We start from the raw sequence: 12,829 nt of genomic DNA, 5'->3' as shown, positions 1-12,829 counted from the left end.
AAGGGTTAGGTCAGTTTTGTCTTAATTTGGGAAAAATAGCCGAGAAACGGGGCCTCTTTCTATTTTTTCTGCAACAGAAATATATGCGCACTCATAGGTGCCAGCGTAATTTTAGTTTTTACCGAAGGCTCCAAAAACAACGGCGGCATGCTGGTAAGCAAATCTTGCAGGATAAGCGTGCCTTTGTTATCTAATCCTACCGCAGACAATGCTTGAGCTGGCAATGCCAAACTGAAATCTGCGGCGGTGCGGTTGAAATTGACCACCACCAAGATACGTTCATTGGCAGTGTGCCGAATGTAGGCATAGGTTCCCGCCGGCGCAATTCCTTCCTGCACCGTCAAGCCGTACATCTTGCCTTTCCGAAGGGCCTCGCGGCTGGTGCTTACATTCAAAAGTTTAGCGTAGAATTCGCGTAGGCGCTGCTGATCTTCAGTGAGTTTGCCTCCGTCAAATTTACCGCCATTCATCCAGGCCTGGTGCGTAGGTACGCCCCAATAGTCAAAGATGGTGGTGCGGCCGTCTTCGCCCTGAAAACCCTCGTGCCCTTTGCCCGGCTCACCCACTTCCTGTCCAAAGTAAATCAACACCGGACCGCTGCCCAAGGTAGCACTCACCGTCATGGCTGGTACGCCCGCCCAAGGCGTACCGGCGAAGTCTGGAGAGGAAATGCGTTGCTCATCATGGTTTTCTAAGAAGCGCAGCATGTGGCTGGAGATGCCTCGGCTTTCCTCTTGCCACACTTTGGTAATGTCAGCGGTATTGCCTTTTCCTTTGTTCTCCATCAAACGGCGCACGCCGTCATATAAGCCCACTTTGTCATAGAGATAGTCGAAGCCGCCGGTCTTAATGTAGTTGTGGTACTCATTGGGGTTGTATATCTCAGCGATGAACTTGATGTCTGGGTACTTGGCTTTCACCTGCGGTATCACCCAGGCCCAAAACTCCACAGGCACCATCTCGGCCATGTCGCATCTAAAACCGTCCACCTTCTTGCCGGCCCAATACAACAGAATGTCGCGCATCTTAATCCAGGTGTCTGGGGTAGGAGAGAAGTGCTTGGTGCGGTTGTTCTGATAATCTACGCCGTAGTTGAGTTTCACGGTCTCAAACCAGTCATCTACGCTAGGCGTGGCGCTGAACACATCATTGCCAGATGCCTTTGCCGGATTCTCTGCGAACTTGCCGTCCTCCTGCGGTCCTTTGAACGAAGCGCTCAAGGCATTGTACCCAGATGGAACTTGTAAAGGTTGGCCCGGCAAATAGTAAAAGTTGTTGCTGGGTTTAAAACCAACCGTCACATCATCCTTCGCCCCGAAATCCTCTACACCTGCCGGCTTGGCGTCGGACTGATATTTACGAGCCACGTGGTTGGGCACGAAGTCAATAATCACCTTCAAGCTATTGCCGTGCGTGCGTTTTACCAGCGCTTCAAACTCCGACATGCGTTTGCGCACGTCCACCGCCAGGTCTGGGTTCACGTCATAGTAATCCTTAATCGCATAAGGCGAACCGGCACGGCCTTTAATCACATCAGCGTCATCCAAGGGTATACCGAATTTGGTATAGTCTGTCATGAGTGCGTGCTCCAAAACACCGGTGTACCAGACGTGTGTGGCGCCCAGTTTCTTAATTTCCTGAAGCGCCTTGTCTGTGATGTCGTTGAACTTGCCCACGCCATTTTCTTGTAGGGTGCCATAGGTTTTGTTCACCGTTTTCTTGTTGCCAAACAGACGCGTCATCATCTGGTAAATCACCAGTTTCTGGTCGGTTACCTCTTCATTTGTGGTGAAGGGATTGGGTGTTTCTGTCGCACCTTCAGAAGAAGTCATAGTCGTTTCTGTGGTTTCTTTATCTGGTATAGTAGAAGTGCTAGGCACCGACGATTTACAACCAACCGCTAGCGAAGCCAGCAAAGCCAATGACAGGATTGAACGCTGCGTAGGTTTCATAGTTTTTGGTATCAAGTAGCGAGTATCAAGTATCAAGATTTATTCTGGCGCGAGTCTCTAGACTCGTGACATTGGATGGTTGGAGTCTCCAGACTCCAGTTTCTATGTATGTTTCTATTGAGTCTGAAGACTCACCTCATCTTGTGTCACGAGTCTGGAGACTCGCGCCAGTAGAAAGGGAAAAAGCTTCCGTTTTTGGCCTGTTTTCCAGAAAATAGGCCAAAAACGGAAGTTTATTTATTACGCTACTTTGTGGGCCAGCTGTACTTTACCATTGGCCTCAATGGTCTGTGGTTGGTCAAAGATGGTAAGCGCCAGCGGCTGGATGTGCTGGTTCTCAATCTCTACGCCTTCATTGGTCACTTTCACCTTTAACAAATGACCTCTAAACCTAATCTTGAACGAGTAGCTGGACCAGCCCGCCGGAATGAAAGGATTGAAGTGCAACTGGTTGTCACGCACGCGCATTCCGCCAAAACCCTGCACCACACTCATCCAGGTACCGGCCATACTGGTGGTATGGCAACCATCCTCGGTGTCGTTGTTGTAATCGTCCAGATCCAGACGGGCGGTGCGCAGGTAGAACTCATAGGCACGCTCTTCATCACCCAGTTTGGCGGCCAGTATAGAGTGCACACATGGGCTCAACGACGATTCATGTACCGTGCGCGGCTCATAGAAGTCATAGTTTCTCCGGATGGTCTCCAGGTCATAGCGGTCCTCAAACAAGTAAATGCCTTGCAATACGTCGGCCTGCTTGATGAACACCGAGCGCAGGATTCTGTCCCAGGACCATTTCTGGTTCAAGGGGCGGTCTTCTGCCGGAAGGTCCTTCACCAAGGTCTGCTCTTTGTCCAGGAAGCCGTCCTGCTGCAGGAAGATGCCCAAGTCTTTATCTTCGGCGTAGAACATGTGGTCAATGACATGCTGCCATTGCGCGGTTTCCTTGGCTTCGTCCAGGTTTAATACACTCACCAATTCCTGGTAGCGGGCTGGATTGGTTTCCTGCACATGCTTCAAAGCTTTGAGCGTGTATTCCAGCGTCCAGGTGGCAATGGTAGAGGTGTACCAGTTGTTGTTAACGTTGTTTTCGTATTCGTTCGGGCCGGTCACGCCCAGCATCACGTACTGGTTTTTGGCCGCCGACCAGTTCACGCGCTGTGCCCAGAACCTTGAGATGCCTACCAACACTTCCACCCCATACTCTGCTAAATACGCGTCATCACCGGTGTACCGGATGTAGTCATAAATGGCGTGCGCAATGGCGCCGTTGCGGTGAATCTCCTCGAAGGTGATTTCCCATTCATTGTGGCACTCTTCGCCGTTGATGGTCACCATCGGGTACAAAGCCGCACCATTGGTAAAGCCCAGCTTCTCTGCGTTTTCAATGGCTTTCTGCAAGTGCTTGTAACGGTATACCAAGAGGTTGCGCGCTACTTGTTGGTCGGCGGTGGCCAGGTAGAAGGGCAGGCAGTAGGCCTCTGTGTCCCAGTACGTAGACCCGCCGTATTTCTCGCCGGTAAAGCCTTTTGGGCCAATGTTGAGGCGCTCATCTTCGCCGGTGTAGGTTTGGTTGAGCTGGAAGATGTTAAACCGGATGCCTTGCTGGGCAGAGGCATCTCCTTCAATGATGATATCGCTTTCTTCCCACTTGGCGGCCCAGGCATCTATTTGCTCTAACAACAATTGATTGAAACCTTTGGCGTAGGCTTGGGCAATTACTTCTTTGGTCTTGGCCAGCAATTGCTCCTTGGGGTGATTTTCTGAAGAAAGGTTGGCGGCAATCTTGTATACCACCACGTCCTGGTCCTGGTTAGCAGAAACTGTGAACGTTGAAGCCACATATTTAGCCCGTTCCGTGTTTGATGCGTCTACAGATACTTCCTCGCCGTCTACCGTTACTTTTACCTTTTGGCCGGTGCACACATGAAAAGCGGTTTTCTTGGTTTCGGCGGTCACGTAGCCCTCCAGGCCTTTGGCTTCCTTCTGGACCTCGTTCCAAAACTTCTCATCATAGTTGGAGTCAGCGTTCATCACGTCCACGTCTACAAACGGCATGAAGGTGATGGTGCCCGAGAAGTTAAGCGGCGTAAGGCAATACTTGATGGCGCCTACCTCATCGTCCACAATGCTGGTGAATCGCTTGGCTACCACGCGCACTTGTTTGCCACTGGGCAACTGCGCCGTAAAGGTACGTTCTAACCAACCTTCGCGCATGTTCAGCTCGCGTCTGAACTCCAATACCTGACAGTGGTGCAGGTCCAGGGTTTCGCCGTCTAGTTGCACATCAATACCAATCCAGTTGGCGGCGTTCAAGACCTTGGCGAAGTATTCTGGGTAGCCGTTCTTCCACCAGCCCACGCGCGTTTTGTCTGGGTAGTACACGCCTGCCACGTAATTGCCTTGCAGGGTCTCGCCGGTGTAGGTTTCCTCAAAGTTGGCGCGCTGGCCCATGCGCCCGTTGCCCAAACTGAAGACGCTCTCAGAAATACGGTTGTACTCTGGACGGAAGCCTTCTTCAATGATGGACCATTCATCTATGGTAAGGTATTGCTTCATGCTTTTTTAGTATCAAGAATCAAGACACACGTATCAAGACTCAGTTATTAATATGTTTCAAGTATTCGTTTTTGGCTTGTTTTCTGATAATCAGGCCAAAAACGGCTTCTTATTTCTGTCCTAGTTCACGTAGTCTAGCCACTGACATCTCCGTCATGTCTTTTACCACGATATCTGCCATTGCTAAGGTCTCTGGTTCACCAACCCCCACACAGCGCATGCCAGCGTTTTTAGCGGCTTCTACGCCAGCCACCGCATCTTCAAAGACCACGCAGTTTTCTGGTTGAACGCCAAGGGCTTCGGCGCCTTTCAGGAACACTTCTGGGTCTGGCTTGCCGTTGATGACGTGTCGGCCGTCAATGATGGCGTCAAAGTAGCCGAGTAAGCCGGTGCGCTCCAGAATCAATTGGGCATTCTTACTGGCAGAGCCCAAGGCAATCAGCATTCCTTCCTGCTTCAATGTCTTCAGGAAATCTACCACACCGGGCAGTATCTCTGCGGGCGTCATTTGGGCCACGTCTTTGAGGTACTCGGTGTTTTTCTGCTCGCAAAGGGCCAGCATCTTTTCTTGGTCCAAGGTCTGACCGCCAATCTCCAGAATAATCTCCAGGGACCTAACGCGGCTCACGCCTTTCAGGCGCTCATTGTCTTCCTCGGTGAAGTCAATGCCCAGGCTGTTGGCAAGGTCGCGCCAGGCTTTGTAGTGGTACACGGCGGTGTCTACTAAAACGCCGTCTAAGTCAAAAAGGCACGCTGTAATCTGGCTCATCTACTTCTGCTCTTATAATGTTCGACCTCCATACGGAGGTATAAATTTGCTTTTGTTTTTGGCCTGTTTTCCGGGAATCAGGTCAAAAACTGGTTATTTCTGTAACTCCAGCACCAAAGCCGTTTTAGCCGGAATCTTAATAGTGCTTAAACTGCTTACCGGTTGCTTGGTGAGGATGTTCTGCGCTTTGGTGAATCCAGTCATGCGCACGGCAAAGCGTTCAGTTTTTAGGTCTGCTTCTTTGTCTGTGGTATTGGTGGCCACCATCACTGTCTTGTCTTGGTTGTATCTGAAATACACGTAGATGCCGTCCTGCGGTACAAACTGCATGAGTTTACCCGAGTGCAGGGCCGGGGTATTCTTGCGGTAGTTGGCCAAGGTCTTGACAAAGTTGAACGCATCATTCTCGCGCTCGTTTCTGCCTGATGCAGTGAATTTATTTTCCTTGTCGCCTGTAAAACCGCCCGGGAAATCCTTGCGCACCTCAGCGTCCGTTGGGTCTTTGAAGTTCTTCATCAGAATCTCGGTGCCATAATACAAAGAAGGAATACCGCGTGTGGTTAACAGCCAGGTCACGCCCATTTTGTATTTGTTCAGGTCTTCGCCAATGACAGAGAAATAGCGGTTCATGTCATGGTTGTCCAGGAAAGTCACCAGGTTCATGGGGGCTGCATACACGGCATCTTGGGCCAGGACCTGGTGTACTTTGCTCACTCCTTCGTCCCAACCGAAGTTCTGGTTTAGGGCGTCATTAAAAGCGTTGAACAAAACAAAGTCCAGGGTGCTTGGCTGGTTGCTCTTGAAGGGGAAGTTGATGTTGTTACGGACAAAGCGAGCCTGAGCCACTACGTTGTTCACCCAGCTCTCCCCGAAGATGTGGATGTTAGGATATTCATCTAGCAAGGCCTGATTGCAACGGTTCATGAACTGGTCCTCATTGTACATGTAGGTGTCAATGCGCCAGGCATCAATCTCAAAATGCTCTACCGTCCAAAGCGCGTGCTGAATCAGATAATTCTCTACCAGTTTGTTTTCGTGGTTCAGGTCTGGCATGAAAGGCGTGAACCAGCCATTGAGCATGATGTCCCAGTCGGCTTTAGAGCCGTTAGGGTCAATGATGGGCTGGAATTTGTGCGAGGTGTTGGTATAGCTAGGGAACTGGTGCACCCAGTCTTTGCTGGGCATGTCTTTGATAAACCAGTGGTTGATGCCCACGTGGTTGTACACGGCATCCTGCACAATCTTCATGCCTCTGGCGTGCGCGGCTAGCACCAGTTTTTTGTAGGCTTCATTGCCACCCAAACGGCGGTCTACATTGTAGTGGTCCGTGAAGGCGTAGCCATGGTAGGCACTGCGTTTGGTGCCGCCTTCATCTGTTAAGGGCTGATTGTTCTCTATGACCGGGTTCAGCCAAAGCGCCGTCACGCCAAATTCCTGGAAATAGTCTAAGTGATTCTGGATGCCCTTAATGTCACCGCCGTGTCTATAGAAAGGATTGTTGCGGTCCGCATTAGAGTCGGCCATATCCTTGAACTTGTCGTTCTTGGGGTCACCGTTGGAGAAGCGGTCGGGCAGGACCAGGTAGATAAAATCAGAGCCGTTTAGGCCTTGCGCCTTCGGTTCTGCGGTACGCGCCTTCAACTCATAGGTGCGCTTGATGGTTTTGCCGCCTTTTTTTCCGGTAAGCGTGAACGTACCCGCCTTGGCAGTAGGGGAGATGGTCAAATCAAGGAAGGCGTAGTTGGGATTTTCTACTTTGTTGGTCTTCACCAGCGTCACACCCGGATGGCTCAAGGAATACTCATACGTGCCCGCGTTGGGGCCGTATACCAACAATTGCAGGTTGGGATTCTTCATGCCCACCCACCAGAAGGTAGGGTCCATGCGGGTAATGCCGTCTTTTTTCTGGGCCTGCGTGGTGAAGGTGACCAGCACAAGAAGAAGCAAAATGCTTAGTTTGCTCCTCAAGCCGAAGTGGAATTGTCGCATATTTATTTCAATCAGTGTCTTTCAAATTTTACAAATCCGTTTTTGGCCTGTTTCCTGAGAAATATCCCAAAAACGAAGCTTATTCTTTCGCTCGTAGCCAGGTAAGTCGCAAAAGATCCAGCAAGGCCTCATTGATATCGCCGTTCATGTTCTCATCTGAGGCTTCCAGAGACAAGGTGAAGGTATGCGTGCCTTTGGGTAGGTACAGGTTCTGTGCGTTGGAGTAGCCCCAGTTAGACCATTCGTCAAAGCCGCGCTGCGGAAACACCATGGCGCCTATGCGCTTCCCGTTCACGCTTAAACTTCTGATGGCCGCTTTGTTGTCTGTGTTAATGGGGCCGCTTCCGTTGGCGTATCTGAAATCCAACGCATATAATCCGTTCTCAGCTACCTTTACTTGGAATGATAGCGCAGGCTGTCCTTTCTTTATTTCGATGTAGCCTTTTCCGGTAAACCCGGCCGCGTTGTGGGCTTTTGAAGCAGTGGTTTCTTCCATTTCCACCAAACGCTCTGCTTTGGTGCCTTTTACGCTAAGGGGTTCGCTTAAGAAGGATTCTGTTCCGTTAGCTCCAATCGCTTTTATTTGGTATTCTGCGGGTTCTAAAGAATTGGTGGGAACTGTGAAAGAAGTAGTTTCCATAGTGGCTGCTACTTTCCCGTTGTGCACTACTTTATAGGAGGCAGCTTGCGGGACCGAAGTCCAGCTCACCTTGCCGTTTTTGTAGGTAAGTTGCGGCGTAGCTGGCGTGAATTTATGCTCCACTAGTTTAGCTGGTGTGGTGGTACCGGTGTCTCCTGCCAATACCATTTTAAGGGAATGCTCACCAGTTAAGTTGGCCGGAATCTCAGCCGAATTTACGCGTTTGCCATCTAGGTAAATCTCCTTCAGCTGGGTGCCGTGGCCTTCTAACTCTATGTTTAAGAATGCTTTTCTGTATGGAAACTTGGTCAGGTTCTTTTTACCGGCAAAAGAGGCGGGCACCACCGGCTTAAATACCAGTTTGTCCTGCTCAAACTTCATCCCGAAGAATACTCTATAGACCATGGCCAAATTGCCGGCCACGCTCCAGAGCTGGCGGTCAGAATTGGTTTCGGTGCCTTTGTAATCGCCGGTGGTGGCCACCAGGTTTTCTTTGTTGGTGAGAAACAGAGCCGCCGCCCGGTAGAGGGCGCTCATGCTTTCAGAAACTTTGGCGGTGTGCCCGGCCTCGGCGGCAGCCCAGGTCCAATAGGCCTGCACAAAGGGCCACATGCTGTTGTTATGGTACGGCGGAATTTCTGGGATATACGGGAAGATGCTGGGAATCCCGAAGTTAGTCTGCGGCGTGTTGTTGAGCACTTGGTCTCTGCGGTCTCCTTCGGCAATGCCGTACAGCAAGGTTAAGGCCTCGCCCAGTCCTTCTGCTTTGGGTGACAGCGACAAGTTTTGACGGCCATACAGATATTGTCCGTAGTATTTTTGTTCCTCAGACCAAAGTCTGTCATTTATGGCCTGTTTAATTTGGGAAGCCCGTTGACTATATTGTTGGCTCGGCTGCCCCAAACGCTGGGCCATCTGTTCCAGGATGCGGTACATCTGGTAATGCACAGCGTTGGTGCCCAAGTTAAGGGACTCGTAGATATCCACGGGTTGCATCCAGAGCGGGTACGTTTGCTTGCGCCAGTCCAGGAAAGAAGATTCACCACGCATGAGGCCGGTCTTTGAATCCTGCACGGTTAAGAAATCCTCCTCGGAAGACTTTTGGATGATGGCATAGGCTTGTTGCAGCCAGTTTTGGTCACCGGTCACCAGATAAACTTCCCAGGCGGCCAGGGCCCAGGTCATGCGATCAGAGGAGATAGGCCAGGAGCCACCCGTGCCCGTGTCTTGGATAATGCGTCCGTCTTTTACCTTGCGGAGCAGGCTGTTTTTAGAAATCTCAGGGTGAATGGCGGCCAGGGCCAGCACAATGCTGTAGCTTATGTCTCGGGTCCAGACGCCGTCCCATTTGGCACCGGCCATAAAGGTCTGGTCCGTCCTGATGTTGAGCAAAGATTCTTCCAGTGACAGGTTGTACAGCGCGTCCAGTAGCACATGGCTGGAGTTGAATTGGGGCAGTTTGCTGATGTCTTGTTTGAGTTGCCACTCAGAGGCCGTGAAGTTTTCTGGGTTGTAGGCATTGAAGGTGAGGGTAACCGTATAAATGCCGTCTTTGTCAGGGTCCTGGAGCTGCAGGTGCTGGCGGCTGGGCAGGTTCTCAAAGTCCCAGCTCAAGGGTTCTGAGCCGCCGGCCACAAACACGCCTTTAAAATCCTGAGCATAGAGCTTGTCGCCGTTATAAGCCGTGTAGAAGCCTTGTTTTTGAAAAGCTTCCAGCACCGGGCGCATGTCCAACTTCAACGTGACCTGGGTATTGGGTTCCAGGAAATCGTTGGCCTTGGCAGTGGGCGTGGTGGCATCCTGCTGTCCGAACACCAACACCGGCGTCTCTACTTTGCCGTTCACCGGTTGTAACACCAGCCGGTGGTTCACGCCTACGGGTAGTTCATTGTCCTTGCCGTTTAGGCTGAACTTGAATTCAATTAAGCGGTTAAAGGTTTGGTTGGCAGGGCTTTGGTAGGTAGACCTAAGGTGCGTAGGGGACAAGGCATGGGCTTCGTTCTTCCCCTGGATTACCTTGTCTGAAAAGATGGAAAACGCGGGCGATGTGTATAAGGTAGCAGTAGAAGGCATAGGCGCTGAGGCATTTCTGGTGCAGGAAAAAAGTGCACAGCTGGCCAAGAGTAATACGGGGATTGCCTTTTTATACATGCCTTCAAGTAGCTTTAGGTCCAGAAGCCTAGCGATTCTTTGCTAGTTTTATAATATTTACACCAAAAATAATAAGATTTGCGAGAGGGAAATCGATTTCCTTGATTTAAAAATGCCAAATTATGAAAAACAGCTTTAGCGCTAAGCTGATGACCCTCCTGTTGGTAGGCGTGGGCGTGCATTCTGCCTCGGCGCAGGTCACCTTTGAGGTCACCAAAGTACCTGCTAAAACCCCTGCGCAGGACACCCTCTTTCTGGCGGGCAATCACAACAACTGGAACCCTGGCAGCAAAACCCATGCTTTCAAAAAAAACGCCAACGGACGCTGGTACCTGACCATGCCCTCGGGCCCCGGTGAGCTGGAATATAAAATCACGCGCGGCAACTGGGCCACTGGCGAGGCCCTCATCAGCGGTGCGCCCAAAAACAACCGAATCTACGTAGCCAAGAAATCCACAGACACGGTGCGGGTGGAGATTGAAAGCTGGTCAGACTTCTTTGCCAGCCCAGAAAAGGTACACACGGCCAGTCCCAATGTGAAGATCCTGAGCAATGAGTTCTGGATGCCGCAGCTCAATCGCAGTCGCCGCGTCTGGATTTATTTGCCGCCAGATTATGCCACCTCGGGAAAGCGATACCCGGTGTTGTACATGCACGACGGCCAGAACCTGTTTGATGCGTTTTATGGCTATAGCGGCGAGTGGGGCGTGGACGAGTCAATGGACAAATTGTTTGCAGAGACCGGAAGGGGCGCCATCATTGTTGCGCCAGACAACGGCTCTGATCAGCGCATGAACGAGTACACCCCCTGGAAGAATGCACAATACGGCGGCGGACAAGGCGATGCTTATGTTGACTTTCTGGCTCAGACCTTAAAGCCTTACATGGATGCCCATTACCGGACGCTTGCAGATAAAAAACATACGGGCGTGGCCGGCAGCTCCATGGGCGGGTTGATTTCTCTGTATGCCGCGCTTAAGCATCCAAGCGTCTTCGGGAAGGCGGGTGTGTTTTCACCTGCGTTCTGGGTTTCTCCGGAGGTATACTCGTTTGTAGAAACCCACAAAGTACCCAAAGACTTGAAAATTGTATTGTTGGCCGGCGAAAAGGAAGGTCAACAGATGGTGCCAGACATGGCTAGAATGCGTGACTTGCTGTTGAAGAAAGGGCTCAAAAAGAAGAACCTGCACTATGAAACCCACGCCGACGGGGAGCACAAAGAATCCTTCTGGCAACGCGAATTCCCGGATGCCTTCACCTGGTTGTTCTACAAAAAGTAACGACTCGTCATTTAGTAGAAACAGATTGACCTAGCCCTTGCCGTTTTTAGCCTATTTTCTGTAAAACAAGCCAAAAACGTCCCGCGCCTGGTTAGGTTCTGTACACAAGCCAAAAGCTGCTCCGATTATTGTTTGCGCTGGTAATGTTGAATTGAAAAATTGGCGAAATTCAACTTGAGTTGTTTGTATCGTTTTTAGCTTGTTTTCTCGAAATCAAGCCAAAAACGGCCTGCCTGGTTTCGTTGTAAAAGTTTGGTTGGTTTACCGCCGCTTAAGCTTTTGAGTAAAGGCCAGCCTGCCATTGTTGGTTTTATGCTAGCAATCTCCTTCGCTTTGATTAGAAGAACTAGCCACTGTAGCAATTGCTGGCTTTTTAATTCGATTCCAGCTAGAAAGCTAGCAATAGAAACGCCGCAGCCCTCGTTTTTGGCTTGTTTCCTAGAAAACAGGCTAAAAACGAGGGCTGCGGTTTCAAGGATCGGTTTTTAATTCATCCAGCGCGGACAGAGCACTTTGCCTTTGTTGAACAGACGCACGCCTACCGTGACTTCATGGCTGCCGGAATTGGCAATGTTAAGGTTGGAAGTATTGTAGTCATAAGCATAACTCATCTCCAGGAAGTGGGTTACGTTAAGACCCAGCATGGCAGCATAGGCGTCTTTGGTCCGGTAGGTGGCACCTACCCAGAATCGGTCTGCATACACCGCTCTTAGGTTAGCATCAACGGTGGTAGGGCTGGGAGAGGCAATCTTCACCAGAACCGAGGGAATCAAGGTCACCGCCGGAGTCACCCTAAACTTGTAACCAGCCATCCCGAAGAAATGCCGCTGGATGATTCCTTCCGTCACGGAGCCTTCAGAGGCTTTTAATTCTGTGTGCAACAGCTGTGCGCCAGAAAAGCCGAGGTAAAAATTGGGTGCGTAAATCCAGGTGCCCAGGCCTACGTCAATGAAGTTTCGGTTTAAGAAATCACTGTTGAGGGCAGGTTCGGCGGGATTGGAAAACGTGGCTTCGCTGGCATTGAAACTGTTCCGGAGAATGCCCCCATAGGCCCCCAAAGAAATGGTGATGCTTCTGGTAACCGGCAAATGGTACGCGTAAGAAAGATTGACATTGGTTCTGCGCAACGGCCCTGCCTTGTCTACAACGGCTATAATGCCCGCCCCGTGGTGCGGGTAAGCCGGCACAAACTTGTTCCTGTTCACGGTGCGCACTCCTCCCGGGCTTGACGAGCTCCGCACGCTTCCCAGGGCTTTATTCAAAGGTGAATGCGCAGTTAAAAAATAGGTTTTGGGTGCGCCTTCCAGACCTATCCACTGCTGCCTTGATCCGAACTTAATGTCTGTGTAGTCTTCTATGCCCGTAATGGCCGGATTAAACAAGTAACTGTTGACCATGTATTGCGTGTACTGCGGCCGTTGTTGGGCCCAGCCAGCGGTCATCATTCCCAGTACCAAACCTCCTGTAAGTAGAAATCTTTTCATAGCCG

7 protein-coding genes are annotated in these 12,829 nt (G+C 50.8%); 1 reads left to right on the top strand and 6 read right to left on the bottom strand.

Annotated features, from left to right (window positions below; translation table 11 throughout):
- Positions 1-59 precede the first annotated feature (59 nt).
- The 5 genes from GU926_RS04095 to GU926_RS04075 all read right to left on the bottom strand — a co-directional run bounded on the left by GU926_RS04095 (position 60) and on the right by GU926_RS04075 (position 9,982).
- Entirely contained in the window at positions 60-1,745 is a 1,686-nt protein-coding gene (locus GU926_RS04095) for an alpha-amylase family glycosyl hydrolase (protein ID WP_232058479.1), read from the bottom strand.
- Between the two features lie 447 nt (positions 1,746-2,192).
- Entirely contained in the window at positions 2,193-4,511 is a 2,319-nt protein-coding gene (locus GU926_RS04090; protein WP_160689282.1) for a glycoside hydrolase family 65 protein, read from the bottom strand.
- A gap of 109 nt (positions 4,512-4,620) precedes the next feature.
- On the bottom strand, positions 4,621-5,280 hold the full coding sequence (pgmB, locus tag GU926_RS04085; RefSeq protein ID WP_160689280.1) for a beta-phosphoglucomutase: 660 nt from the start codon (positions 5,278-5,280) through the stop codon (positions 4,621-4,623).
- A gap of 93 nt (positions 5,281-5,373) precedes the next feature.
- Complete coding sequence (locus GU926_RS04080) at positions 5,374-7,269, bottom strand: glycoside hydrolase family 13 protein (RefSeq protein ID WP_160689278.1); 1,896 nt, start codon at positions 7,267-7,269, stop codon at positions 5,374-5,376.
- 79 nt (positions 7,270-7,348) lie between these two features.
- The gene (locus tag GU926_RS04075; RefSeq protein WP_232058420.1) at positions 7,349-9,982 is read right to left on the bottom strand and encodes an alpha-L-rhamnosidase-related protein; all 2,634 of its coding nucleotides are present in this window, start codon (positions 9,980-9,982) and stop codon (positions 7,349-7,351) included.
- A gap of 200 nt (positions 9,983-10,182) precedes the next feature.
- On the opposite strand from GU926_RS04075, the gene GU926_RS04070 reads away from it, so the two are divergent.
- Positions 10,183-11,340: an alpha/beta hydrolase gene (locus GU926_RS04070; protein WP_160689274.1), complete on the top strand. Its 1,158-nt coding sequence runs from the start codon at positions 10,183-10,185 to the stop codon at positions 11,338-11,340.
- Positions 11,341-11,825: 485 nt separating this feature from the next.
- Here GU926_RS04070 and GU926_RS04065 read toward each other — a convergent pair whose 3' ends face one another.
- A complete protein-coding gene (locus GU926_RS04065; RefSeq protein ID WP_160689272.1) occupies positions 11,826-12,824 on the bottom strand; it encodes a PorP/SprF family type IX secretion system membrane protein in 999 nt (332 codons plus the stop codon).
- Positions 12,825-12,829: the final 5 nt, after the last annotated feature.

Source organism: Nibribacter ruber (assembly GCF_009913235.1).
GTDB lineage: Bacteria > Bacteroidota > Bacteroidia > Cytophagales > Hymenobacteraceae > Nibribacter > Nibribacter ruber.
This window is presented reverse-complemented; position numbering and strand designations above follow the sequence as displayed.